Annotated in this window: 22 protein-coding genes; 12 read left to right on the forward strand and 10 right to left on the reverse strand. The window is 41.5% G+C overall.

Features of this window, described 5'->3' with window-relative positions; translation table 11 throughout:
• Positions 1 to 86: 86 nt before the first annotated feature.
• A complete protein-coding gene (gene dnaG / locus HWV00_RS01905; RefSeq protein ID WP_211684456.1) occupies positions 87 to 1,826 on the reverse strand; it encodes a DNA primase in 1,740 nt (579 codons plus the stop codon).
• Between the two features lie 252 nt (positions 1,827 to 2,078).
• Positions 2,079 to 2,294 carry a 30S ribosomal protein S21 gene (rpsU, locus tag HWV00_RS01910; protein ID WP_006032380.1) on the reverse strand — a complete coding sequence of 72 codons (216 nt, stop codon included), beginning with the start codon at positions 2,292 to 2,294 and terminating at the stop codon, positions 2,079 to 2,081.
• Between the two features lie 194 nt (positions 2,295 to 2,488).
• On the opposite strand from rpsU, the gene tsaD reads away from it, so the two are divergent.
• The 5 genes from tsaD (at position 2,489) to HWV00_RS01935 (ending at position 7,511) form a co-directional block, all read left to right on the forward strand.
• A complete protein-coding gene (tsaD, locus tag HWV00_RS01915) occupies positions 2,489 to 3,532 on the forward strand; it encodes a tRNA (adenosine(37)-N6)-threonylcarbamoyltransferase complex transferase subunit TsaD (RefSeq protein WP_211684457.1) in 1,044 nt (347 codons plus the stop codon).
• Positions 3,533 to 3,724: 192 nt separating this feature from the next.
• Positions 3,725 to 4,216 carry an LPP20 family lipoprotein gene (locus tag HWV00_RS01920; protein ID WP_211684458.1) on the forward strand — a complete coding sequence of 164 codons (492 nt, stop codon included), beginning with the start codon at positions 3,725 to 3,727 and terminating at the stop codon, positions 4,214 to 4,216.
• 57 nt (positions 4,217 to 4,273) lie between these two features.
• Positions 4,274 to 4,876: a penicillin-binding protein activator LpoB gene (locus HWV00_RS01925; protein WP_211684459.1), complete on the forward strand. Its 603-nt coding sequence runs from the start codon at positions 4,274 to 4,276 to the stop codon at positions 4,874 to 4,876.
• Between the two features lie 9 nt (positions 4,877 to 4,885).
• Complete coding sequence (locus HWV00_RS01930) at positions 4,886 to 6,436, forward strand: hypothetical protein (RefSeq protein WP_211686273.1); 1,551 nt, start codon at positions 4,886 to 4,888, stop codon at positions 6,434 to 6,436.
• A gap of 73 nt (positions 6,437 to 6,509) precedes the next feature.
• On the forward strand, positions 6,510 to 7,511 hold the full coding sequence (locus HWV00_RS01935; RefSeq protein ID WP_211684460.1) for an LPP20 family lipoprotein: 1,002 nt from the start codon (positions 6,510 to 6,512) through the stop codon (positions 7,509 to 7,511).
• 100 nt (positions 7,512 to 7,611) lie between these two features.
• Here HWV00_RS01935 and fis read toward each other — a convergent pair whose 3' ends face one another.
• From fis to prmA, 3 genes are all read right to left on the reverse strand, one after another.
• On the reverse strand, positions 7,612 to 7,911 hold the full coding sequence (fis, locus tag HWV00_RS01940; protein ID WP_045108812.1) for a DNA-binding transcriptional regulator Fis: 300 nt from the start codon (positions 7,909 to 7,911) through the stop codon (positions 7,612 to 7,614).
• A 15-nt stretch (positions 7,912 to 7,926) separates the two neighbouring features.
• Positions 7,927 to 8,892: a tRNA dihydrouridine synthase DusB gene (gene dusB, locus HWV00_RS01945; protein ID WP_211684461.1), complete on the reverse strand. Its 966-nt coding sequence runs from the start codon at positions 8,890 to 8,892 to the stop codon at positions 7,927 to 7,929.
• 325 nt (positions 8,893 to 9,217) lie between these two features.
• Positions 9,218 to 10,099, reverse strand: coding sequence for a 50S ribosomal protein L11 methyltransferase (gene prmA, locus HWV00_RS01950; RefSeq protein ID WP_211684462.1), 882 nt, complete (start codon positions 10,097 to 10,099; stop codon positions 9,218 to 9,220).
• Between the two features lie 374 nt (positions 10,100 to 10,473).
• On the opposite strand from prmA, the gene HWV00_RS01955 reads away from it, so the two are divergent.
• The 5 genes from HWV00_RS01955 to HWV00_RS01975 all read left to right on the forward strand — a co-directional run bounded on the left by HWV00_RS01955 (position 10,474) and on the right by HWV00_RS01975 (position 15,831).
• Positions 10,474 to 11,853, forward strand: a complete 1,380-nt coding sequence (locus HWV00_RS01955) for a TolC family protein (protein ID WP_211684463.1) — start codon at positions 10,474 to 10,476, stop codon at positions 11,851 to 11,853.
• Positions 11,854 to 12,852, forward strand: coding sequence for an HlyD family secretion protein (locus tag HWV00_RS01960; RefSeq protein WP_211684464.1), 999 nt, complete (start codon positions 11,854 to 11,856; stop codon positions 12,850 to 12,852).
• A 9-nt stretch (positions 12,853 to 12,861) separates the two neighbouring features.
• Positions 12,862 to 14,070, forward strand: coding sequence for an ABC transporter permease (locus HWV00_RS01965; RefSeq protein WP_255554868.1), 1,209 nt, complete (start codon positions 12,862 to 12,864; stop codon positions 14,068 to 14,070).
• Entirely contained in the window at positions 14,063 to 15,229 is a 1,167-nt protein-coding gene (locus HWV00_RS01970) for an ABC transporter permease (RefSeq protein ID WP_255554869.1), read from the forward strand. The genes HWV00_RS01965 and HWV00_RS01970 overlap by 8 nt, the downstream gene beginning before the upstream one ends.
• A 92-nt stretch (positions 15,230 to 15,321) precedes the next feature.
• Positions 15,322 to 15,831, forward strand: coding sequence for an aminoacyl-tRNA deacylase (locus HWV00_RS01975; protein ID WP_211684466.1), 510 nt, complete (start codon positions 15,322 to 15,324; stop codon positions 15,829 to 15,831).
• A gap of 89 nt (positions 15,832 to 15,920) precedes the next feature.
• Here HWV00_RS01975 and HWV00_RS01980 read toward each other — a convergent pair whose 3' ends face one another.
• From HWV00_RS01980 to HWV00_RS02000, 5 genes are all read right to left on the reverse strand, one after another.
• Complete coding sequence (locus tag HWV00_RS01980; RefSeq protein WP_211684467.1) at positions 15,921 to 16,754, reverse strand: mechanosensitive ion channel family protein; 834 nt, start codon at positions 16,752 to 16,754, stop codon at positions 15,921 to 15,923.
• Positions 16,755 to 16,949: 195 nt separating this feature from the next.
• Complete coding sequence (phnR, locus tag HWV00_RS01985) at positions 16,950 to 17,654, reverse strand: phosphonate utilization transcriptional regulator PhnR (RefSeq protein ID WP_211684468.1); 705 nt, start codon at positions 17,652 to 17,654, stop codon at positions 16,950 to 16,952.
• Between the two features lie 134 nt (positions 17,655 to 17,788).
• Positions 17,789 to 19,510, reverse strand: coding sequence for a putative 2-aminoethylphosphonate ABC transporter permease subunit (locus tag HWV00_RS01990; RefSeq protein ID WP_211684469.1), 1,722 nt, complete (start codon positions 19,508 to 19,510; stop codon positions 17,789 to 17,791).
• A 1-nt stretch (position 19,511) separates the two neighbouring features.
• Positions 19,512 to 20,630, reverse strand: a complete 1,119-nt coding sequence (locus HWV00_RS01995; protein ID WP_211684470.1) for a putative 2-aminoethylphosphonate ABC transporter ATP-binding protein — start codon at positions 20,628 to 20,630, stop codon at positions 19,512 to 19,514.
• 250 nt (positions 20,631 to 20,880) lie between these two features.
• Complete coding sequence (locus tag HWV00_RS02000; protein WP_211684471.1) at positions 20,881 to 21,888, reverse strand: putative 2-aminoethylphosphonate ABC transporter substrate-binding protein; 1,008 nt, start codon at positions 21,886 to 21,888, stop codon at positions 20,881 to 20,883.
• Between the two features lie 292 nt (positions 21,889 to 22,180).
• Here HWV00_RS02000 and phnW point away from each other — a divergent pair, with 292 nt between their 5' ends.
• Positions 22,181 to 23,287 (forward strand): 2-aminoethylphosphonate--pyruvate transaminase, encoded by a 1,107-nt coding sequence (gene phnW, locus HWV00_RS02005; RefSeq protein ID WP_211684472.1) that lies wholly within the window; start codon positions 22,181 to 22,183, stop codon positions 23,285 to 23,287.
• Positions 23,284 to 24,699, forward strand: coding sequence for an aspartate aminotransferase family protein (locus tag HWV00_RS02010; RefSeq protein WP_211684473.1), 1,416 nt, complete (start codon positions 23,284 to 23,286; stop codon positions 24,697 to 24,699). The genes phnW and HWV00_RS02010 overlap by 4 nt, the downstream gene beginning before the upstream one ends.
• The last annotated feature ends 5 nt before the right edge of the window (positions 24,700 to 24,704 follow it).

The following is a 24,704-nucleotide window of genomic DNA, read 5'->3' on the forward strand; positions in this document are numbered from 1 at the left end:
CTTTCAACTCAGCGTTATGAGGCGAGTTAATTCGCCTCTTTTTGTTAGTTCATTAAATGGGGGTTAATAGATCACATTTCAAGCCATCATGATGATTTTAATTCATCTAAAATACTTTTATATTCCAAACGCTCAGATTTAGTTAGGCCATCTTGCGCTAGTTTTAATTGTAGCTCACTGAAGCGTTGTTCGATGACTTGCGTTGAAAGAACGAATAAAGTATCGAAAAACTCAGCTTCGACCGCTTCATCTGCGCCATGATCCCAAACTGCAAGCTTTATCAGTGCTTTCTGCTCTGGCATTTCACGCCAATACTCTAATAATTGTGCTGTGCTTATTTGGTCGCTAGCGTTTGTTTGTTCTAGTAATTTTAATAAAATATTGATACCCGGTAACTTTAATTTTTTAAGATCGTCGAATACCGGTAAATTAAAACCAATCTGTGGGTTTTGTAATAACAACCCAATTGCTCGGCGTATTGGTGTGATCTGAATTGCTTTTTTAACGGGCTTTGTCGCTGCAACCGTCGTAAATAATTTATTGAGCTTAGTTTCGTCCCACCCTAAAAAGCGCGCTAATTTTTTTAAAACAATGCCGCGGTAAAAACCATCCGGCATTTTTTCAATCAGCGGTTTCGCTTGGCTGGCCAATTGACTGCGGCCAGCATCGGTATGGGTTTCGATATTTTGACTTAATCGACTAAATAAAAAGTCCGGTAATGTCTGCGCATCTTTAAACAGTTGCTCAAGTGCATCTTTACCTTGATTTCGGACTAATGAATCAGGGTCTTCGCCATCCGGTAAGAATACAAACTTCAGATCTTTACCATCACGTAATTGTGGTAGGGCATTTTCAAGCGCGCGCCATGCTGCATCACGACCGGCTCTGTCACCGTCATAACAGCAGATAACTTCGTTAGTATTACGAAATAAGGTTTGCATATGATCGCCAGATGTCGACGTGCCCAGTGACGCTACCGCATAATCAATGCCGAATTGTGCTAAAGCAACCACGTCCATATAGCCTTCAACGACCACAATTTTTGGGATCTCTTTATAGGCTTGACGCACTTCGTATAAACCATAAAGCTCTTTACCTTTATGGAAGATAGGGGTTTCTGGTGAGTTAAGGTACTTTGGTTTTTCATCACCGAGAACACGTCCACCGTAACCAATCACACGGCCACGTTTATCGCGAATAGGAAACATCACGCGTTCGCGAAAGCGATCGTAACGACGCGATTGACCTTCGTTTTCGATTAATACACCAGTCGTCAGTAACTGTTCTTCGGTATGTTTATCACGACCAAAGCGTTTTAATACGTTATCCCAACCGGGGGCAGCGTAGCCAATGGCGTATTTATTAATAACCTCGGCAGATAATCCGCGCTGTTTTAGGTAATCGTTAACGATGCGTTTATTTGGGTGTTCTTTTAATTGGTATTGATAAAAACGTGTGACACTTTCGAGTAGCTCGTAATAATCTTTACGTTCGGGTGCTGTCGGGCCGTTATTATTGCCACCTTCTTCTCTGGGTACCGTAACACCGTAAAAGCCCGCTAAATCTTCAATCGCTTCGACAAACTCAAGGTTGTCGTACTCCATTAAAAAACCAATGGCGTTACCGTGGGCACCACAGCCAAAGCAATGATAAAACTGTTTGTCTTGGCTAACAGTAAAAGAAGGGCTTTTCTCATTATGGAACGGGCAGCAAGCATGGTAGTTCTTACCTGCTTTTTTGAGCTTTACACGTTTTTCGACGATATCAACGATATCTGCTCGACCTATCAAGCCATCGATAAAGTCGCGAGGTATTCTACCGGCCATATGTACCTAACTAATGAGTGTGAAGATTATTGCGAATTGCAATGACAGTAAATACGTGACTTTTTCATAAATCAGTTATGTACTGTGATCGTTATAAGACTAGAGTAATAAATTCTATGAGTATTGAAAAGCAAACAAGCCGTGACTCTAGGAGTTCACGGCTTGTTTATAAGCGTTATCTTTAGCTGATTAAGTCAGAGACGTATTCAGTAAGATAAGCCTAAATGCATACAGTAGTTATACTAATAGAGATTAGTATAGACGTACGCGACGTGCATTTTCACGAGACAATTTCTTAGCTAGACGCTTAGAAGCTGCTGCTTTAGCACGTTTACGAACTGTAGTAGGTTTTTCGTAATGCTCACGACGACGTACTTCAGATAAGATACCTGCTTTTTCGCAAGAGCGTTTGAAACGACGTAGTGCAACGTCAAACGGTTCGTTTTCACGTACTTTAATTACTGGCATGTTTTCTTCCAACCTATAGGTTTAATGGTTCCAAGTTATCTGGAACCTAAAAATATTTTTATAGTAATTCTATAAAAATGGTGCCGAATTGTACTCTAGAACACGATTAAATGTAAAGCGCAATAATTTGGCGCTGGAGAAATAACTATAGCGCAGGTACTATTGTGCAGTCATATATAAGGTGAATGAATAAAATGCGCGTAATAGGAATAGAAACATCATGTGATGAGACCGGCATTGCAATTTATTGTGATGAACAAGGGCTAATGGCTCATCAACTTTATAGCCAAGTAAAACTGCATGCCGATTATGGTGGTGTGGTACCGGAATTAGCGTCACGTGATCATGTGCGTAAAATTATTCCACTGATTAAAGCCGCATTGGCTGAAGCTGGCTGTACTAAAGATGATATTGACGGTATTGCCTATACAACTGGACCGGGTTTAGTCGGTGCATTAATGGTCGGTGCTACAGTCGGCCGTAGTATTGCTTACGCATGGGATATTCCTGCATTAGGTATTAACCATATGGAAGGTCATATGTTAGCGCCAATGCTTGAAGAGAAAACCCCAGATTTTCCTTTCCTAGCAATGCTTGTATCGGGTGGTCACACGCAGATAGTACGTGTTGATGGTATTGGTCAATATCAATTGCTAGGCGAGTCTGTAGATGATGCTGCAGGTGAAGCATTTGATAAAACAGCGAAATTAATGGGTTTAGATTACCCTGGTGGACCGCGATTATCGGCATTGGCAGATAATGGTGTTGCCGGACGTTATAAATTCCCACGTCCAATGACCGATCGTCCTGGCTTAGACTTCAGCTTTTCTGGATTAAAAACATTTGCAGCGAATACCATTGCGAAAGAAAAGAAATTAGCAGAAGAAGCAGGTGCTGACGGCGTAGATGAGCAAACCCGTGCAGATATCGCATTTGCATTCCAAGAAGCGGTTGTAGATACCATTTCGATTAAATTAAGACGTGCCATCAAAGAAACAGGCATTCGACGTCTGGTTGTTGCTGGTGGTGTAAGTGCAAATAAATACTTACGCATTAAATTAGCAGAGATGATGGAGAAGCAAAACGGGGAAGTATTCTATCCACGTATTGAGTTCTGTACCGATAACGGTGCGATGATCGCGTATGCCGGTTTACAACGTCTACGTCACGGTGGTGATGACAGCTTAGAGATCACGGCTCGTCCACGCTGGCCATTAGATCAAATGGATGCGATATAAGTCATAACTATTTGATTTTTTTGTTGTCATATTTACTTATATAAGTAAATCTGAACAAAATAAACCAGACTATCGGTAGGTAGTCTGGTTTTTTTATAACTGCGAGTTGGTAGTGCGAGGGTATTTGGTTAAATACTATTTTAAATTATAATACGATATATTATCCAATCACTTTTTAGGAACAAGTTAATCATGAAAATAAAAGCATTAAAAATTACCGTGGCAGCCGGAATAATGGCTTTATTATCAGCGTGTTCTAGTCAAACAAATATCGATAGTGACTTGAATATTAGTGGCGCACCTGATTGGGTTAATATCGGTTCTCAAACGGTAGATAATGATTCTGGCCGTTTATTACACGGTGTCGGCATGTCAAATGGCATCGCTGACGAATCTTTACAAAAATCTGTTGCAGATAATCGTGCTCGTGCTGAAGTTGCGCGTATCCTAGCAACGTCTGTTGATGCGATGCAGGCCGATTATACTGCTGCTGCAAACGGTGAAGTCAGTGCGAATGTTGAACGCGAAATTAAAGCGAAAACGAAACTTGCACTGAATGGCGTAAAAATTATTGGTCGTTGGAAGAACCCAGATAATGGCGATATTTATGCTTTTGCTGAATTAGACCTGTCTGATCTTGAAGCGGCAATCAAACGTGCAACGGCATTGACGCCGAAACAGTAATACTGTGTTGAGAAAATTTATTAATCGTACTTCGTTAAGTTAGAAAGGAAATTACCAATGAATAAGTTGTTGAAATTAGTTGTAGGCTCGATCTTAGCATCGACATTATTAGCAGGCTGTAGCACATCTGTAGAGCGTGTTGATGCAGGTCAAACGATCGATTTAAGTGGTGCTTGGAATGACACCGATTCACAAATGGTTGCACAGGAAATGATTAGTGATGTACTAGCGCGTCCTTGGTATAACAATTTCACAGCTAAAACGGGTAAATCTCCGGCTGTGATTGTGGGTACAGTGCGTAACTTAAGCCATGAACACATTAATACTAAAACGTTCGTGAATGAAATGGAACGTGAACTAATCAATAGCGGCCGTGTTGAGTTTGTTGCATCAAGTGATGAGCGTAACGAGATCCGTGAAGAACGTATTGACCAAGATTTAAATTCAACAGAATCAACGCGTAACGCAGCTGGTCAAGAACAAGGTGCTGACTTTATCTTAAAAGGTCAAATCAACACGATTATTGATACTGCAGATAGCGATCAAGTACGTTATTACCAAGTTGATTTAAGTCTGATTAGCCTAGCGGATAACCGTAAAGTATGGGTAGGTCAGAAGAAACTGAAGAAGTTAGTGTCTAACGGTAAACTACGTTATTAATAGGTCATGATGAAAGCTGTATTAACATTTTTTCGTTCGCGTCGTTATCTCCTGGCCATTGCATTTAGCTTGTTGCAGGGCTGCTCGTTGCAGCAGCATCAGCTAAATGATTTGGCACAAACCCTTGATAATGGCAATGCGAGCCAAGTATTGAACGAAGTGGCGCAGCGGGAATATCCTGAGCGTGACTTGGCCCAATATAAACTGACATTAGGTTTATTACGTGCTGTTAACGGTGATTTTGCTGGTGGCATTCGTGAATTACAAGCCGCGAAAACTGAAATTAATCAGTTGCAAGCGTTAAGTATTAGCGAAAACATCGGCGCAGTAACAGTAAATGAAACACTGCGTAGTTATACCAGTACGGCCAGTGAGCGAATGTTATTACAGCAGTTATTGATCTTATCTTATTTGATGGAAGATGATCTAGATGGTGCTCGCGTTGAAGTTTTGCAGATGCAAGAGTTGGCGAAAGGGTTACCTGAAGAGGGGTTATCTGGATTAGTATCAAGTAGCTATTATCTGGGTGGCTTGGTGTACGAACTGGGCGAAGAAATTGATAACGCTATGATCAGTTATCGCCAAGCGTATCAAGTAATGCAAACGACTAAGATGCCAATACCACGAGTGCTGCAAGACAGTCTGTTATTGTCTACTCAGCAGGTCGGGCTTAAATCTGAACATGCAAAGTATGTCAGTGAATTTGGTCATGATCTAAAAGCGTTGGATAAAAATAAAAGCCAATTGGTACTCGTTTACTGGGGTGGGGTTGTGTCTGCAAAGCAACAGCGTTACCTCAGTATTTATGAACCAAGTTTAGGTTATAACATCTCGCTGGCATTACCTTATTATAAAAAAGAGTACGTAAAACCGAGTCCTTGGCGTTTCACTGTATTGGGTAAAACGGCAGAAACTGAAATTTTTGATGATGTAAATCAGTTAGTACGTGCCGATCTCGATGCTAAGTCAGCGGCTATTTATGCTGCAGCTTTAGCAAGGGTTATCATTAAGCAAACGGCGTTGCATGAAGTTCAGAAAAAAGATGAGGATGGCTTAGCAACATTACTGCTCAACATCTCTAGCATGATCAGTGAAATGGCTGATGTGCGTAGTTGGAATATGTTACCCGCGAGTATTCAAGTACAACGTGTAACCCTTGATGCTGGTACTTATTATTTACAGCAACCGTCTCTTAATCAAGGCTTATCAGTCACAGACATCGCGCCAGTGGTGCCTGTGTTAGTTGCGCCAGAGTTACTTAATGCCAGTGTAAATGGAGAGCAGAGTGAAAGTGCAATAGAGACAGATAATGCATTTAGTTTGCCCCCATCTGGAACTGAACGCGCTGATGCCTCGTTAACGGATACTCTAACAGGTGAAGATAGTCATACTACCGATGTTGTTAATGCTGATATTAATGCGGATACCTTGGTGATGACAGACATTAACAAGGTGCCAAGAGTTGTCACGACAGATCCTTTGTTATTGAAACCGGGTAAAACAATTTTACTATTTTATTCCAGTGCCGCTAAAAAAGCGTATTACACTTTATCTCCTTAGTTATTGATACCGTTAGACTGTATATGCAGTCTAACGGGCTGGTTAACTACCGCTTGTTACAGGACATCACAACATGATGAATAAATTATTTTCGACAAGTTTAATTTCTGCTGCAGCCATATTGCTTAGCGCATGCAGTAGTACTCCAGAACGTCCGAATTGGTTAGATGGTGCAGATGTTAACTATCCTGCTAATGTCTATCTAACAGCCTCTGGTCAAGCACAAACGGCGAGTGTTGCGGACAATCGAGCCTTGGCTAATTTAGCTAAAATATTTGAAGTCTCAATTGCGGATGAAAGCATTGATTTTAGTGAAGCAAGTATCAGCCAAAGCAATGCGAGTGGCAGCACTATTCGACAAGTCGATAACAAACAGACGCTATCACGTTTTGTAAATACGCAGGCACAACAGGTTTTACAAGGGGTTAGTATTGCTGAACGTTGGCAAGATCCTGTAACTGGGCAGCAGTCGAGTCTCGCTGTTATGAAAAGAGCACCGGCAGCTGCATTATTCATGCAGTCAATTCGTGCGGCAGACGATCAAACAAGTGCTGCTGTGAAGTATGCTGAGCAGCAAGCGCCAAATCCACTGATTGCCCTTAGTTCATTAGAAAGTGCGCGTCAGCGTCAAATTACACGCTTAAATGATAATAATAATCTACGTGTGGTAACGGGTAATGATATTAATGTTGAATATTCTGTTGAAACCTTAACGCAGATGATTAAAATCCGTTTAGCGGCATTATCATTTACAACGTCGGCAACGGATGAACAAGCATTATTGTCTTTGCAAGGAGCGGCCTCTGAGGTCGGTGTACAGCTAAAAGATAATAGCCAATATAAATTGGTATTAACGTTAGATAAAGGTGCTGTAGAACAGCGTCAGGCTTGGTATTGGCTACGTGGTAACATTGTTTTACACGTAATGGATGGTAACAATAGTATTAGCAATAAACGCTGGCCATTTAAGATATCAGCACAGAGTGAACAATTGTTAGAGCAGCGCTTAGCGGCCAAGTTAACAATGAAGTTACCAGCTTATGTATATCAAATATTGACACCTGAAGTGAAGTAATTGCGTATCATTTAAAGTATCAGAAATTATAAGTATAAAAAAAGCCAGCCCTGATAAATCAGGGCTGGCTTTTTATTACATTACGTTCAGGCAATAAAGCTTAGTTCATGCCGTAACGTTTTAGTTTCTTCCGAAGAGTACCACGGTTGATGCCCATCATCACAGCTGCACGGGTTTGGTTACCGCGAGTATACTGCATAATGATATCTAGCATTGGCGCTTCAACTTCTGCTAATACCAAGTCATAAAGATTTTCTACGTCTTGGCCATTTAATTGTGCAAGGTAATTTCGTAGCGCTTGTTGTACAGAATCACGTAATGGTTTCTGTACAATTTGTTCAGCTTGTTGCACGGTTGCAGTAGTTGTTAGGGCACTAGGAGCCAGATTTTGTTCAAACATATATTGCTCTTCTCGTTAGCTTAAATCATCAAAATATTTCATTAATGCAAGGTGTTGTTCGGCTGAACTCTCCAATGCATTAAAGCTTTTACGAAACTCAACACCATTAGACTGGTGTTGTATGTACCAACCAACGTGTTTGCGTGCAAATCGAACGCCCTTAAACTCACCGTAAAATTGGTGTAGGTTCTCGACATGTTGCAAAATGACTCGGCGAACTTCGTCAGCAGTTGGTACGGGTAATTTTTCACCTGTTTTAAGATAGTGATTTATTTCCCGAAAAATCCAAGGATTGCCTTGAGCGGGACGTCCGATCATCAGACCGTCTGCACCTGTATACTCAAGTACCTGTTTTGCTTTTTCTGGGCTATCGATATCACCATTTGCGATCACAGGAATGCTAATGCTAGCTTTAATCGCTTTTATAGTGTCGTATTCTGCATTGCCCTTGTACAGGCAGGCTCGAGTACGACCATGAACCGCGAGGGCTTGAATTCCAGCTTGCTCAGCGATTTCTGCTATCTGTATACCGTTGCGATTTTCTGGATCCCAACCGGTACGTATCTTTAGTGTTACTGGAATGTCGACCGCGTTTACTACCGCGTCTAAGATCAGTTTCACTTGTTCCGGGTGTTGCATTAATGCAGAACCCGCAAATTTCTTGTTCACTTTTTTCGCTGGGCAACCCATGTTGATATCAATGATCTGCGCACCATTTTTTACATTGTGCTGCGCGGCTGCTGCCATCAACGCGGGATCCGCTCCTGCAATTTGCACTGAACGTATTCCGGTTTCGCCAGCATGATCCATGCGCTGTTGCGATTTTTCTGAAGACCAAACTCGAGGGTTACTCGATAGCATCTCTGACACAGCCATACCAACACCCAGTTCACGACAAAGTTGACGGAAAGGACGATCAGTAACACCAGCCATTGGAGCCAAGAATAATTGGTTATCCAGAAGATAAGGACCTATTTTCATTTGTTACGGCTCATTTGCTCTAAGGCGGCGTATGTTACGCATTTTTCACCCGAGTTAAAAGGTTAATAATTAGACTATTGAATATTTTTTTAGTTAAAATCATTAAATAGTAAAAAAAACACCTCTAAATCAAATTATAACAACAGATAATCCAGCTAAACTGCTTATTATTCAATTTTCACCGATGTTAAATGAAAAATTAAGATAGCGTGTATTTTAGCCTGATTAATCGCTGATCGCACGTTTTTTGCGTGATTAGCGTTTATTTAATCTACACACCCCTAGTTTTGCAATTAAGTTATGTAGACTAAACAGTATTGTTAATTTATTTGATTTCGCCGTTTAAACGAGCCCATTCATCACGTAATGTTGGTTCGTCCATGATGCAGTGTTGACGATAAATTTCGTTCAATTCTGCTGCTTGATGATCCAAAATACCTGACAAGGCGATTTTACCACCTGGTTTTAAGAAACTGACGATAAGTCCAGATAGCTCACGTAGTGGTGCAGCTAGGATATTTGCTACAACCACATCAGCTTTAATGCCTTCTGGTTGATCAGCTGGTAAGTACAATTCGATTTGGTCTGCAACGCCATTACGCTCTGCATTATCACGACTTGCTAGGATAGCTTGCGGGTCGATATCAACACCAATCACACGCTTAGCGCCTAATTTAAGTGCTGCGATGGCTAGAATGCCTGAACCACAACCAAAATCGACAACAGTCTTATCTGTTAGATCTTGGCCGTCTAGCCATTGTAGACATAATGCTGTTGTTTGGTGAGTACCAGTACCAAATGCTAAGCCTGGATCAAGCATTACGTTTACCGCATTTTCATCCGGTACTGGACGCCAGCTAGGGCAGATCCATAAACGTTCGCCAAATTGCATAGGGTGGAAATTTTCCATCCATTCACGTTCCCAGTCTTTGTCTTCGAGTATTTCTAACTTGTAGCGAAAATCTGGACCTAGAACCTTGGTTTTTGCTAAGAAAGCTAAGATCGGCTGCATGTCTTTATCGGCTTCAAACAAACCTGTTACATCGGTATCACCCCAAAGTAGAGTTTCACCCGGTAGTGGTTCAAAGATAGGAGTATCTTGTGAGTCCATAAATGTGACAGCACTTGCTCCTGCCCCAGATAGCATGTTGCCTATCTTCTCAGCTGTTTCTTCGTTAGCATTAATTTTTAGTTGGATCCAAGACATCGATTTTCTCTCTGTTATTTCGTGGGCGTAATTGTACGCATCTAAGCTATAAGACACCATCGGTTAATGGTAATTAAATGCAAATTACCGTTTTTATTTATGCTAATGACTGTCGCTACTCGTCAGCAATGTTAAGTTTTGGTTATGCCGATATTAAAATTAGTCTAAATCTACGTAGTCCTACGTGCATTAATGCGCTATTATTCGCTTTTGCTTATTTAATACCATTTCTTACACATTAAATTTAGAGTAATAGCTCTATTTTGAATGTTTAAATGTGTTTATGCGTTCCACAGATGCGTTCGTTACATTTTATTGTTAAGTTATTTAGTATCAATGAGATAAAGTATTGTGGTTTATTTTAGGAATTAAGTATGAAAACAGTCTTTTATGGCGTTATATCTGCAATCGCACTGAGTTTTAATGTGCAAGCTGCAGCCATTGATTTTTCTGAAGCTTGGTATCAAGTCGCGCAGAAGAATGATGCATTATTGGCAAAAAAAGAAGAAGTGAAACATTCAGAAGCATTGCAAGATGCTGCTAAGTCACTCTTTTTACCGAGTGTTGATATTACGGGGTCATATACCTATTTTGATAAACCAGTAGAAGTCGATACTTCTGGGATTGGAGCAAAATTAAATGGTACTCCGTTAGCCGGTTTAGCTGGTTTAGCTGGTTTAATTCCTAATGCTATTCCATTAACGAATCAGGATTTTGCTCATTCGTCATTGAATGCGGTACTACCTGTTTATACTGGCGGCCGCGTGATGGCTGCGCAAGATATTCGCGAAGCACAAGTCGATGAAGCACAAAGTAATTATAACTTAGCGACTCGTAATACCTTTACCCAACTGGTGCAGTATTATTTTGGTGTGGTGTTATCAGAGCAAGTCTATGAAGTGCGTCTTGATGCTGCAGATGCGTTAAATGATCACCTTAACCACGCAATAAAATTAGAGCAGCAAGGACAGATCGCGAAGGTTGAGCGATTAATGGCGCAAGTGTCATTAGATAAAGCACAAATTGAAGCGCAAAAAGCATTACGCGATTATGAAATTGCCAAGCTTGCGCTAACCAAAATGCTGAAACAACAAGAATCAGTATTACCGACCACGCCTTTATTTGTGAATAACAGCGTGACGTCTGTGACTCCTTATTTAAATAAAACGTTAACTGACCATCCTGGCATTGCGATCTTAAATGCCAAGCGCGAACAAGCGAAAGGCATGGTAAAAATGGCATCGGCTAAACATTTACCTGAAGTGATGCTGTACGGTAATTATAATTTATATTCTGATGACTCAGCGACAGGTGAACTGTTACCTGAATGGATGGTAGGTGTCGGTATCCGTATTCCAATCATAGAGCGTTCGGGTACATCGCAAGAAGTCGTTGCTGCAAAGAGCTCAGTGCGTCAGGTCAATTTATTACAAATGCAAATGCAGCAAGATTTATCCATTCTAGTGGAAAAAACGTATGCGGAAATGAGCCAAGCATTGGAAGAGTATAATTCTTTAGCATCGAGCGAAGCGTTATCTGAAGAAACGGTCGTACTACGCCAAAAAGCATTTAGACAAGGGTTATCAACAACACTGGAAGTGGCAGATGCACAATTGTATGCCACCAGTATTCGTGTTCAACGTTTATCTGCAAGCTATAACTATGTTAAATCACTTGCACAATTATTATCTGTTAGTGGCGATATCGATCGCTTTATGGATTATCTACAAATCAATGGTATCGAGGTTAAATAAATGAGTAATATTAAAAAAGGCATCATTGCAGTCGTAGTGTTAGCGGTCATCGGTTGGTTGGTCGTTGAGTTTAATCGTGCTTACGAACCTAAGAACATTTTGTTACAAGGTCAAATTGAAGCTGAGCAATATAATGTGTCGTCTAAGATCCCGGGCCGTATTGCGTCAGTAGACGTGAAAAAAGGTGAGCTGGTTAGCAAGGGACAATTAATTTTCTCACTAGCAAGTCCAGAGTTAGATGCAAAATTAGCGCAAGCAAAAGCAGGGCGTTCAGCAGCAAGTGCAATGCGTGAACAAGCTGAAACAGGGGCGCGTGAGCAACAAATTATCGCTTCTAACGACCAGTGGAAAAAAGCGCAAGCCGCAGCGCAGCTAATGGAAAAAACCTATCAGCGTGTTGATAATCTGTATAAAGACGGTGTAGTGCCAGAGCAGAAACGTGATGAAGTATATACGCAGTGGCAAGCCGCTAAATATACGCAAAATGCTGCTTATCAAGTGTATCAAATGGCAAAGGAAGGCGCGCGTAAAGAAACTAAACAAGCTGCGATTGAGCAAGAGCGTATGGCTGAAGGTGTCGTTGCTGAAGTCGAATCTTACACAAAAGACACCAAGCAATATGCACTACGGAATGGTGAAGTCGTACAAATATTATTGAAAGAAGGTGAACTTGCTCCGACTGGTTTCCCTGTTGTGAGCGTTGTTGATATTAATGATAGCTGGGCGGTATTTAATATTCGTGAAGACCTGTTACCACGTTTGAAAAAAGGCACGTTATTAACTGCACGTATTCCAGCATTAGGGGATACAACATATCAATATAAAGTATCACACATTGCGGTGATGGGTGACTATGCGACTTGGCGCTCAACAGACAATGCGAAAGGTTTTGATTTACGCACGTTTGAAATTGAAGCAAGACCGGTTAACCCAATTGCAGACCTACGTGTTGGTATGAGTGTATTAGTTGAGCTGGCGCCGTCAGCAACTGCGCAGTAAGTTGTGTTGATGATGAGTTCATTCATTACTCAAATAAAAGCGGTTTGGCTGCGAGAAAATAAATTAATACTGGCATCGAAATGGCAATTATCGCTAGTTACATGGTTGCCGATTGCGTGCATGTTGTTGGTATATGCTATTTTCTCACAAGGCATTCCACGTGATCTTGCTGTCGCTGTTGTCGATCAAGATCACAGCCATTTATCACGTAGCTTAGTGCGTTACATTGATGCGAACCCGTCGTTAGCGGTTACGGCCCAGTTGACGAGTGTTGCTGAAGGTAAAGCATTAATGCAGCAAGGTGACGTTTATGCTGTCGTTTATATTCCGCGTGATTTTGAAAAACAGACTTACTTAGCAATGACGCCAGAAGTCACGACCTTCTATAACGCACAGTATGTATTAATAGGGAAACTGGTTTCGTCGAACATGGCAAAAACCTTCGGCACTTTTACGGCTCAAATTGATGCGGTGAAGACGTTGGCTAGTGGGGGAAATCTTGCTGTGATTAAAGGTGCTGTAGCGCCAATTTCAACGCAAGTTAACCCGCTATATAACGTGTCGACTAACTATATACCTTTCTTAGTGACGGCAGCTGTACCTGCGTTATGGCAAATTTTTATTTTAGTCTCTGTACTGTTAGCGTTTGGACTGGAGTATAAAAATAATACCCTAAATAGCTGGTTCCAGCGTGCAGATGATTCGGTGGTGAGTGCTGTCATTGGCAAGTTACTGCCTTATACCTTATTTTCGGTTATTCATGGTTTGTTATTTTTGAGTTTCTTTTATGGTTACTTAAATCTACCGATGCAGGGTAACTGGGGGTATTTATTGCTTATTTTGGTCGTCGCAGTATTAGCAGGGCAAGCCATTGCGTTATTTATTTTTACCTTGTCGATGAATCTGACGCAAGCAATTAGCATGGGTGCTGCTTATTCTGCGCCTGCGTTTGCATTTATTGGGGTGACATTCCCCGCTGAAAGCATGCCGCAGCTAGCACAAATGTGGCGTATGTTATTACCGATCACCCATTATATGCAGTTGCAGATCGGTCAGGTCAACTATGGTCAGGACTTTATGGCTTTGTTACCTCAGTTAATGTCATTAGCGCTATTCATATTAACGTTAATTATCGCTATATGCCGTATTCAGCGTCATCGTGAAAAAACGCTTTTGAATGACCGCAATACGTTATCAACGGGGCATGAAGATGAATAAATTCTTAGCGTTAGTTGTTTTTGAAGTAAAAAGTATTTTTGCTGACCGTAGCATTTTATTGACCATGTTTGGTGGCATTATTATGTACTCGATCTTGTATCCGTTACCGTACTCTCAGCAGGTATCAAGAGATGCTGAGATCGTTGTTATTGATTATGATCGCAGTTCGATGAGTCGTGAATTGATTCGTATGGTTAATGCGTCACCTGATACTCATATTGCTGGTCAGGTTGATTCGGTAAGGGATGCGGAAGCGCTCATTGAAAAAGGAGAAATAAAAGGTTTCTTAATTATTCCTGAGCATTTCCGTCGCGACCTGTTTATGAAAAAACCAGTCACCTTATCACTCGGTGGTGATGCCAGTTATTTCATGACTTACTCGACCATTGCAACTGGTATTCTCAAAGCGGGTGGTACGCTATCTGCGCAGATAAAAGTCGCAAGGCTTACTGTAGATAAGGAAAACATCCTATTAGCGAAACAGCAATGGCAACCAGCATCTTTAAACTTGCAGCCAGTGTTTAACCAAGTAAATGGATACCTAGATTATGTGGTACCAGCGGTGTTTATTCTTATCTTGCAGCAAACATTATTGATTGTCAGTGGTATTTTATCTGGTGGGCAAAATGAACGATCACGAGCGAAAGAACAGGGCTATTGGTTAACCGCATCACCGGTATTATTGTTATTGGCACGTTGTCTGGTATTTCTGTGTTTATATTTGGTGTTTAGCTTGTATTACTTTGGCTTTGCATTGGATGTTTATGGCGTTAACAGACTCGCTGCTGCGTTGGATATTTTGAAATTACTCATTCCATTCTTAGTGGCTGTTGCGTGTCTTGGTGTTGCACTAGGGCAATTATATAGCCAAGCTGAAACAGCAACGCAGGTTATCTTATTTAGCTCAATGCCAGTGTTGTTTAGCAGTGGTTTTATTTGGCCTGTGAGTGAAATCCCAACGTGGTTAGTCACGTTATCTCAGTTATTCCCAAGTACAGCGGCTATCCAAGGTTTATTACAATTAAACCAAATGGGCGCAGACTTTGAGATGGTTAGTCATTTTCAAACTCAGCTCTTAATACAAGCATTTGGTTATAGTCTGCTGGCTATTTTATTGATTGCTTATAAACAGCGAAAATATCGATTAATAGCGGAATAATACCATTTGTAAATAATAGCGTTATTAACTCGCGTTGTGCTCGTTTAGCTTCCATACTTTGCTTGTAGAAAAGTGTATTTATGGAGGCTAAAATGAGCATGGCAACCAAAGTAGGCCAGTTTCTGGCTAGTCACAACATCGATTTTAGTTTAGTTAAACATCGTCACACGGCAAGTTCATTTAATTCAGCATTATCGGCACACGTCCCCAGTTCGCAAGTCGCAAAGGCGGTGATTTTACGTGATCTTGGCGGCGACCATTTAATGGCAGTCGTACCAGCAAATAAACATGTATTAATTGGTGAAATTAATCGGCAAACCGGTAAACAATATTATCTATTGGCGGAGCACGAGCTAGCAACGCTGTTTCAAGACTGTGAACCCGGGGCAATTCCTTCACTCGGGCAGATTTACGGTATGGATATGCTGGTGGATGATATGTTGTTTGAACAAGAACAGCTATTTATTGAATCGGGCGATCATATGAATCTAATCAATTTAGATAAACGTCAGTTCGGTAAAGCGATGGGCAGTTTACCGCACAGCCATATTAGCGGTTATAGCTTTAAAGAAGGGCCGCTGTTTGAACGTCGCGATCTGTAAACGTGGTGAGGGTGAAACAAAAATGGGAGCCATATTCGGCTCCCATTATTTTTATAAAAACGATTTGTCGTTAAACCTGTTTACTCACATTAGCTTGCTGGAGGTGTTGGATTACCTTGTACATGCAAATCTAATTGTGGATAAGGGATCGCGATACCAGCAGCATCAAGAGCAAGTTTAAGCTCTTCTTGCATACTGAAATAAGCACCCCAGTAATCGCTTGTTTTAACCCAAGGACGAACCGCGAAGTTAACAGATGAATCGGCTAATTCTAGGATACCAACAGTATATTCTGGATCTTGTAGCGTGAATTCATTCTTCTTGATCACATCAATCAGGATCGCTTTAGTTTGCTTGATGTCTGCGTCATAAGATACGCCAACAACAAGATCTAAACGACGTTTACCCAGCGCTGAATAGTTCGTAATTGTACCGTCCATGATTGCCGCATTCGGTGCAATCACGACTTTATTGTCTGGAGTCACTAAACGTGTAGAGAAAATCGTGATCTCGTCAACAGTACCGGAAACGCCTGCAGCTTCGATATAATCACCGATACGACATGGGCGGAAGATGACCATCAATACACCCGCAGCAAAGTTTGACAACGAACCTTGTAATGCAAGACCTACGGCTAAACCAGCGGCACCAATAACAGCAACGAGCGATGCGGTTTGAACGCCAAACTGACTTAATGTCGCAATAACAGTGAAGGCAAAGACAACCGCCCATGCCATGTTACTAATAAACGAAGCAACCGTCATATCAATATTACGTTTCAGTAATAAGGTTGAAGTTACTTTCTTCATTACATTAGCAAGGTATTTACCAACGACAAAAATAACCAACGCAAGTAGTATTTTTGTACCGTAAATCGCAGCAAGCTCTGGTGCTTCCGTGAGTAGTTGTTCAAGATATTCCATGGATAAGTTCCTATCATTTAGAGTGTTAACTATGCATACACTTGCATAGGGTATTCAAAACTATATTAGTCGTGCTTTATTGATATGTTACATTATTTCTAATTAGTGGCAAAGTACAGTCAATTTAACTCTTCAAAGCGCTAATTTTGATGATTATACATACGACTAAAGAATCCAATGGTTTGTTATGTATGTTTATTGCTGGCGAGTGGCTTCTGCTTCAATGATCACTGCATCATGACGCCAATACTCCAGATCGCAATCGAGTAGCTGTCCATGTTGATCATAGTTAACGCGTTCTATATACATCGCGGCACAGCCTGATGTTGCGCGTAGGGGCGTTGCTGTGTCGGCAACCAGTGATGATGAACGAATACGATAATGCGTACGTTGGTAAAGCGTATCGTAATGTTGCTGATAAATATCCGTTAATGATGCGGATAAATCGTGGTCGAGTAAGTTGGGTAGGCGTTCAGGCAATACATAATTAGTGACTAATACCACCGGACGATCATCTAAATAACGCACGCGATGAATTTTGAGTACTTCCGTCTGTGGTGCTATTTGTAATAGCTGCGCGATATGATTATCGGCAGGTACCATAGTCGCACTGATTAATTCTGTTTTTGGCGTTCGCTGCTGACCCAGCGCTAAACGATGAAAGTTAGTGGTATTGGTGGGGTCATAACGTAGTGGTTCGGGAGAAATAAACCAACCTCGACGGTCTTCACGGTATACGCGGCCTTCTGATTCCAACAAAGACAATGCTTCGCGTAGTGTGACGCGGGTAGTATTGAAACTCTCTGCAAGTTTACGTTCTGACGGTAACTTCTGCCCTGAAGTTAATAAGCCGAATTCAATTTGCTGTAAAATTTCATCTTTAATTTTTAGGTATTGCACAAAAGCCTCTGATGTTAGCTTATTTATTTTTATCTATTTATCGAATGATTGGCTGCCGCGGTATTCCTTTCACTGCGGCAGCAGTAAACAGTTTTATATTAATGTTATTCTGTTATCAACTCGACTTTTTATTCTTAATGTTGCTGACGCCAAGCTTGTGTTCTTTTATTGATAAATGATGCCGCAATTAAATGGACTATTTTTGCTGTCGCAGCTGTCACTAAGATCATTACTGCCATTGCCGCAGCCGAGCCTGTTTGTCCGGCATCATCCATATTTAACACCGAAACAGATGCTGGAATTGTATCGGTCGCATATAGGAATACAACGGCTGATGTTGTCGTTAAGGCATTGATGAACAAATAGGCCGCAATATCCATGATGGCTGGCGCACAAATCGGCAGTGTTATGACAAAAAATGCTTTGTACTGTGGCATTTTAATTGAAGCTGAAATTGCTTCTATCTCTGCTGGCAACTGTTTTAACGCTGTTAATGCGGTCATGTGACCCACAGTGTAGTAATGCACGACGGTATTAACAACTAACAGCATCATGGTTGCATACAAGCCATTAAGTGGGTTGTTTATATCGTTGAAAAAGAAAATGTAACCCAAGCCTAATACAATACCCGGTACCGCCATTGGGATAATCGTTATCATTTGCAGTAGTTGGCGTATAGGTCCAAAACCGCGGCCTTTTTCGATAACATACGCACCAATAAAGATGACGACAGTACCGATAACAGCAACCCAACTTGCTAGCGTCAGAGAGTTGAAGTAAGGCGACCAGCCATACGTACTCACTTCGCTAAAGTTATAGTTGTTAAAGCTTAAACTTAAATTCCAAGGCCAAAATGTCACGAATGATGCATATATAGCCATGCCAATCACAGCAAGGATAGCAAAGGCGATCATACTGCAGAATACAAAACAAATCCCATCACGTACTTTGTGTGGTTTGGGTGTGTAAGCAACAGAGCGTGAATCAAAAAGGTTTTGTTGTTTACGTTGTACGTGGCGATCAATAATAAACGCGAGTACAGCAGGTAGTAGCAATAGCACACTCGTTACTGCGCCCATCGCGAAGTTTTGTTGACCAACAACTTGTTTGAAGATATCGGTTGCCAGTACGTTATAACTGCCTCCAATTACTTTTGGTACACCAAAGTCACAGACCACCAAGGTAAAGACTAAGATTAATGTACTAATCACACCATATTTTGCAGCTGGCAGCGTGACCATGAAAAATGTTTTAACGGGATGATTTTTTAATACTGTTGCTGCTTCATATAGACGTGCGTCCGAGGTGCGCAGTGCGGTTGTTAAAATCATTAACGCATGAGGGAAAGTCCAAAATGCCATACCAATCGTGATGCCGATAACACCGTAGATCGACGCACCTGCAAGTAGTTCTTTGGCAATACCTTGATTACCGAATAAATAAATTAAGCTTATCGCTGGCAGTAGTGAAGGTGCAAGAATAGGCGCTGAACCAATAATTTGAAAGAAGGTTTTAAATGGCATGCAGGTTCGGGTGAGTGCATACGCATAACTAAAAGCGAGTACGCCGACAATTGCTGTTGTTATTAATCCAACGGTGACGGTATTCGCAATCGATGCGATCATCGCACTTGATGCAAAATATTCGGTGAAGTTTGTTAAACCGATAAAATTGCCATCAATGTCCTGAACACTTTTGGCGAACATCGTGAACATAGGTGCAATAATAAAAAAGCCCATCAACACCGTTAAGATAATCAAAATGCTGGCTAGAATAGCGTTATCACGGCTAAAGGTGAGCAACCATTTTTGCAGGTAACTCGGCGCTTTTAGGTTTTTATCGATTGTCGACTCCATGTTATGCCCCTACCGCTTGTGCGTTTGCTGTCATTGATGCTTTATTTTGTTTGCGTGGGAAGGCATGGGTGAACTCATCGCTATAACGAATACGGCGGAATTCACCATTGGTTAAACCTAATTTTCTGACATCTCGAATCGGTACGTCGACTTTGATCATCGGTGCACTCATATTTCCGATCAGTTGGCATTCTGTTCGTACGTAAGTTCCTTGGAATTCCATTGCTTTAATTTGCACGGGAATGTCTTGAGCATCGCCTTGGTCATCATCGCTAAATTGAATATCTTCAGGGCGAACGGCTAAATCAAACATCTCACCACGGCTTAATTTATGTTTTGGTTTTGGTAATAGCGTTTCCGCGATACGGATTTGTTCATCACTGATCACTGAGCTGGCAATGAAATTCATATTACCGACAAATTCTGCGACAAATCGTGAGGCTGGTTTGTCGTAAATCTCTTGTGGTGTGCCCACTTGTTCAATGACACCGTGATTCATGACGACAATACGATCAGCCATTGCTAAGGCTTCTTCTTGATCATGGGTAACCATAATCGTTGTAATACCCAACTTACGTTGTAGCGAGCGGATTTCATCACGAAGATGAGTACGTACCTGTGCATCTAATGCAGAAAGCGGTTCGTCTAATAATAATAGTCCTGGTGATAACGCTAATGCGCGTGCTAGCGCAACACGTTGTTGTTGACCACCGGACAGTTGATTCGGGTATTTAGGAGCCGAACTTTCTAAACCAATAATGCCTAACCAATGATTTACAATATCGACGGCCTCGGCCACGGATTTACCTTGGTTGTGTAAACCAACGCTGATATTTTCGGCAACCGTTAAGTTAGGAAAGAGTGCATAAGATTGAAATACAATACCAAAATCACGTTTTTCTGGCGGTAAGAAGGTGGTGTCTTTACCATCTTGTAAGATGCAACCTGATGTAGCTAAATCAAGACCCGCAATGGCACGAAGTAAGGTCGTTTTACCACAGCCTGAAGGGCCTAAAAAGCAGATGAACTCGCCTTGATTGATCTGCAAAGATATGTCGTTTAATGCGGTGAAATTACCGAATTTTTTAACAAGATTATTGATATTGAGATACGTGTTCATCTAACTGCTCATGTGTTAATTGGACTATACCAGCATGGTAGGCAGCATTAGTGACAGTTTGATGACAATGAGTTCTTTTTAACGAGGATTTACATTTATTTATATTCTTATTTTTTAGCTAAGCCTTTATTAAAGAAGATAATATATCCTGATAACGAAGAAAACCAAGCGCTATTAATAACGCTTGGTTTAATAAAATTTAAGACGAGAATAACGTGATGATTACTGAGTAATTATCGTTATCTAATCATTATTTAGCTTCAGATTTTGAATCAAATTTTTCTGACCATGTACGTAGTACTACTTTACGATCATTCGCCATTTTCCCAAAGTCCATTTCGACCATTGCGTCTTGTACATTTGGGTAGTTTGTCACGGCTTTACTGACATCTTTATGACCAACTAGCGCGTAAGATTCATTGTATAATTCGTTGGCTTGTTTTGAGATAGACCAATCAACAACACGTTTTGCTGCTGCCGATGGTTTAACGAGGCCAACTGCTTCTGATTCCCAACCGATACCGCCGTCTGGCAAGATCACATCAAGTGGTGCGCCTTGGGTTTTTAATTTTGCGCCACGCAGTGCCATAGAAACACCAATCGCGACTTCGCCCATGCCTGCTTGTACGCAAGGTTTAGAGCCAGAGTGAGTATAATGTGCAATGTTGTTATTTAGCTTAGCCATGTAGCTCCAGCCTTTATCTTCACCCATGGTTTGTAACCATGCTGACACTTGCATGTAACCTGTGCCTGATGATGCTGGATTTGGCATCGCGATATGACCTTTGTAAACTGGTTTTAGTAGGTCGTCCCACGATGTTGGTTTTGGTAGGTTATATTGTTTTGCTACGTATTCGTTAAAGCAGATGGCATTAAACCATGCGTCATTGCCATACCATGCTTTGTTTTCTTCAGGGTCAATCATGCTAGTACGCAGATTTTCGACACCTTTTGGAGAATAAGGTTTTAAGATACCCGCATTTTTAAGCAGTGCCATTGATGAACCTGCTAGACCCCAAACAACTTCAGCGCGAGGGTTATTTTTTTCTGCAAGCAACTTCGCTGTCATGATACCCGTTGAATCTCGTACCCATTTGATATCGATATCTGGATTTGATTTTTCAAACGCAACTTTATATTTTGCTAATACATCCGTTTCAAAGGCGGTGTACACAACCACTTCTTCTGCGGCAAATACTGGTGCAGTAAATAAGGCGCCTAGGGCTGCGATAGAACCTATCATCCAACGTTGTTTCATTCGTATAACTCCAAAATTATTAACGGTTGATTCTGGTCTGTACCAGATTTGTTGAGAACGATAATAGAGTGCTTTTGTGACAAAAATATGACTGATTGATGTCAGTTAAATTAATTAAGGTATTTTATTGTTTTTTATTCCCGTTGTTTTTATCTAGATAATTTTCTCGCCGTTTTTTCTTAACCTCTGCGAATGTGAAGCTTTTATGAATTCTACTGTGAGCCTATTTACCAACCTAGTAATCCACTGATAGAGTTCTCATCAAACTGGTATAGTCCAAATGGAAGCAGAGATGAAAAACGAATATTTATTACTAACACCGGGTCCACTTTCTACGACGGCAAGTGTACGAGAAGCCATGCTAAAAGATTGGTGTACTTGGGATGATGAATATAACAAAGACATTGTTGAAGTTATCCGCGCTAAGTTAGTTCAACTAGCAACCTCACAAGCGGGTTATACCAGTGTATTGATGCAAGGCAGCGGTACAGCATCGGTAGAAGCTACAATTGGCAGTGTTATTCCTGCTGATGGTAAATTGCTGGTGGTTGATAACGGTGCTTATGGTGCTCGTATTGCTCAAATTGCTGATTACTTGAATATTGCCTGTGATGTGATTGCACCGGGTGAAACAGCACAACCAAGTGTGTCTGAAGTGGAAGCGAAATTAATCGCTGATAACAGTATTACCCATGTAGCAATTGTGCACTGCGAAACAACAACAGGCATGCTTAATCCAATTGATGATGTGATTAAGTTGGCTAAACAGCACGGTAAAATCGTTATCTTGGATGCGATGTCGAGCTTTGGTGGCATCCCATTAGATGTGGCTGATTTGGGCATTGATTTCCTGATTAGCTCTGCGAACAAATGTATTCAAGGTGTACCGGGTTTTGGTTTCGTCATTGCCCGTCAGACCGAACTGGAAAAATCTAAAGGATTAGCACGTTCATTGTCACTGGATCTGTATGACCAATGGCATTGCATGGAAAAAAATGGCGGTAAATGGCGCTTTACATCACCAACCCATACCGTGCGCGCATTTTACCAAGCGTTATTAGAGCTTGAAGAAGAAGGTGGCATTGCCGCTCGTCATCAACGTTACCAAGAAAATCAAACAACACTCGTCGCGGGAATGGCGAAACTGGGTTTTGATACCTTGTTAGATGCGTCATTACACTCGCCAATCATTACTTCGTTTTACTCACCGACGCACAGTGATTACCAATTCAAAGAATTTTATAACCGCCTTAAAGAACAAGGTTTTGTTATCTACCCAGGTAAGGTATCAAATGCTGACTGTTTCCGTATTGGTAACATCGGTGATGTGCACCCAAGTGACATTCAACGTCTATTAGTGGCAATGGAAACAGCGAAATATTGGGAATTAAGTGCATGAGTGAAGTGACTACTAACTTAGCTGCTGAGACAGTACTGGCAGATCGTCAACATCGTAGCGAGGGTGATGTTAATACAACGCCTGCGCGTCAACAATGGCATGCCAGTATTGATGATAACGCGACTAAAGCCATGCTTGAGCAAGACAGTAAGGTGTTCTTACACCAAGCTATGTCGACGCCGTGTTTGGATGCGTTAGTGGCTGCTGAAGGCATTTATTTAGAAGATGCGGCAGGTCAGCGTTACATGGATTTCCATGGTAATAACGTGCATCAGTTAGGTTATGGTCACCCTCATGTATTAACTAAAATTAGCCAACAATTAGCGACGTTACCGTTTTCACCTCGTCGCTTTACCAATCAAACTGCGATTGATTGTGCTACCAAACTCACTGAAATATGTGGTGGTGAGCTCAATCGCGTACTGTTTGCCCCTGGTGGCACCTCTGTCATCGGCATGGCACTGAAACTAGCGCGTCACGTAACCGGTAACTTTAAAGTGGTGTCGCTGTGGGATTCATTCCACGGTGCATCACTGGATGCCATTTCTGTAGGTGGTGAAGCCTGTTTCCGTGCTGGCATGGGCCCATTGATGGCTGGTGTCGAACGTATTCCGCCAGCTGTATCGTATCGCGGCTGTTTTCCTTCTCCGGACGGCAGCGATGTGCATTACGCTGATTATCTGGAATACGTAGTCGAAAAAGAAGGTGGCATTGGGGTCTTTATTGCTGAAGCGATCCGTAATACTGATGTGCAAGTACCGAGTAAAGCTTATTGGCAGCGCATCAGAGAGATCTGTGACAAGCACAATATCTTACTCATCATCGATGATATTCCTAATGGTATGGGCCGTACTGGGCACTGGTTCAGCCACCATGCGTTTGATATCGAACCGGATATTTTATGTATTGGTAAAGGTTTAGGCGGTGGCGTCGTACCGATTGCCGCGATGGTGACCAAAGATAAATACAATACCGCAGCGCAAGTATCACTGGGCCATTATACCCACGAGAAAAGTCCGATTGGTTGTGCTGCAGCCTTGGCGACCATGGAAGTGATTGAGCAACAAAACCTGTTAAGCAAAGTACAAGATGATGGAGCCTTTGTGGCTCAAGAGTTAGCAGCTTTGAAAGCAAAATATTCTTTGATTGGCGATGTGCGTGGCATGGGCCTGCTGTGGGGTGTTGAGCTAGTCACGAGTCGTGATTCGAAAGAACGCGCCTTTGATGAAGCAGAAGCTGTGTTGTATCACTGCTTGAATGCAGGGCTAAGTTTTAAAGTATCGCAAGGTAATGTTATCCAGCTGAGCCCGCCGCTTATTATTAATCGAGATGAATTAAAGCGAGCGCTTACTATCTTTGCGGGTGCAATTGATAAAGTAAGCCGTGACTTTGGTTATGCGGCTATTAGTTGAAAAAA

The organism is Moritella sp. 24, from assembly GCF_018219155.1.
Classification (GTDB): Bacteria; Pseudomonadota; Gammaproteobacteria; order Enterobacterales; family Moritellaceae; genus Moritella.